The organism is Caproicibacter sp. (assembly GCF_046707225.1).
Taxonomy (GTDB): domain Bacteria; phylum Bacillota; class Clostridia; order Oscillospirales; family Acutalibacteraceae; genus Caproicibacter.
Genome location: NZ_JBJKOP010000033.1, coordinates 1 through 1,616, shown reverse-complemented (window position 1 = coordinate 1,616; position 1,616 = coordinate 1). Strand labels below are relative to the sequence as shown.

The 1,616-nt window shown below is 52.7% G+C and carries 2 protein-coding genes; both read right to left on the bottom strand.

Annotation, left to right across the window (positions count from 1 at the left end; translation table 11 throughout):
• A partial coding sequence (locus ACLQ3M_RS07470; RefSeq protein WP_411677074.1) for a hypothetical protein occupies window positions 1–550 on the bottom strand: 550 nt, incomplete at its 3' end.
• Window positions 551–832: 282 nt separating this feature from the next.
• The coding region (locus tag ACLQ3M_RS07465) for an NAD-dependent epimerase/dehydratase family protein (protein WP_411677073.1) at window positions 833–1,616 on the bottom strand (784 nt) is incomplete at its 5' end.

Sequence of the window (1,616 nt, the reverse complement as noted above, 5' to 3'; positions counted from 1 at the left end):
GATGCGCGTTGATACAGTCGTAGTAATCGGCCGAAGGGTCGATTCCGTAATTTTCTTTGATATAATCGGCACCCTCCTGTTCCCCCTGAATGATCTTTTGGTAATATCCCGCGTAATTGCCGGAGGTTTTTCCTGAAGGAAAAGGAGTGCCTAAGGGAAAGACAGCGCCTGAGGGCAAGAGAGCGCACACGCGTATATGGGCTCTCCGGTAATCCTGATAAGACAAAGCGCCGTCGTTGGTCAGGTCGGCCAGAAGGCTGTTTAACTGGGAATCGGACAGGCCGGAAGAATCCGCCAAATGATATTTTTCCCGCAGATACTGTTTTTGAGCGGCAGTCAAAGTTTTTGTCCCGGTCGAGTTCCGCCCCGCCTCCGTGATGTTTGCCGTTTGCCCGGATTGGTTTTCGGAAAGCTGGACGGTATCCTGATTACTTTTTGAAGCGCTGTTCAGTTTCTCTGCGAAAGAAGCGGAGCTTGTCCCTTGCTTCGGTTTGCTCTTGGAATCAATGAGGGAAGCTATTTGCGTGGCGGATAACGGGTTGATTGTCATGTTATAACACTCCATTTAGAATTAATTTGCGGATGGGGCTATAGTTCCCGAACCGACAAAATTTAATAACAGATTAGACTCATAATTTCCTACGATCACAATGTCATTTTTTGTCAATCTGTTTTTGCAAAAATGGTCGGTTGCTTTTTTCGGGCCATTTTTCGCAAACCCTTATCAGAACCTTATACGTTCAATTTAGAGCGCTCCTTATTTTCCTTTTCCGATACAAAGAGGGGCTCCGGAAATCCGGGGTCCCTCTTCAAATTTGTAATATTTTGGGGATTACCCGTTCCCCAGTTCCTTCATCCCCGCGAAATGCGCCGCGACGACGCGGTCGCACCACGCGTCGAATTCCGGGTCCGGCGTTTGCAGCTCCGGGTGGGAACGAAGGTACTCCACGCTGCGCCGCACGCCGTCGGCAAACCGGATTTCAGCCTGAAACCCCGGGACCAGACTCTTGAGCTTGGTGTTGTCGAACACGCCGCAGTACGCCTTGTCGCCCAGCAGCTTGCCGAGAAGCTCCGGGTCGAACGCCGCGAGGAAGTCGGACGGAATGTGAACCAGGTTCGGCTTAACGCCGAGAGCCGCGCCGATCGCCTCGTAGGCGTCGTTCCAGGTAATCGCTTCGTCGCTTGTAATGTGAACCGCTTCGCCGATCGCGTGCGGGTTGCCGAGCAGGCCGCAGAACCCTTTCGCAAAATCGTCCGCGTGCGTAAACGTCCACAGCGTCAGCCCGTCGCCGTGGACGATGACGGGTTTCCCTGAAAGGATTCTTTGAAGAACCTGCCAGGAACCGTTTTCCCCGTGAACGGCAAGCGGAACGCTTCGTTCACTATAAGTGTGGCTGGGGCGTATGATGGTAACAGGGAAACCCTCGGAGAGGTACGCCGCCGTAAACAGCTCTTCGCAAGCGATTTTGTTTCTGGAATAGCTCCAGAAAGGGTTGCGGAGCGGCGTGCTTTCCGTGATCGGATAACGGACGGGCGGCTTTTGATAAGCGGACGCGGAGCTGATAAAAATAAATTGGCCGGTTTTTCCGGTAAACAGTGAAATATCCCTTGCGGCC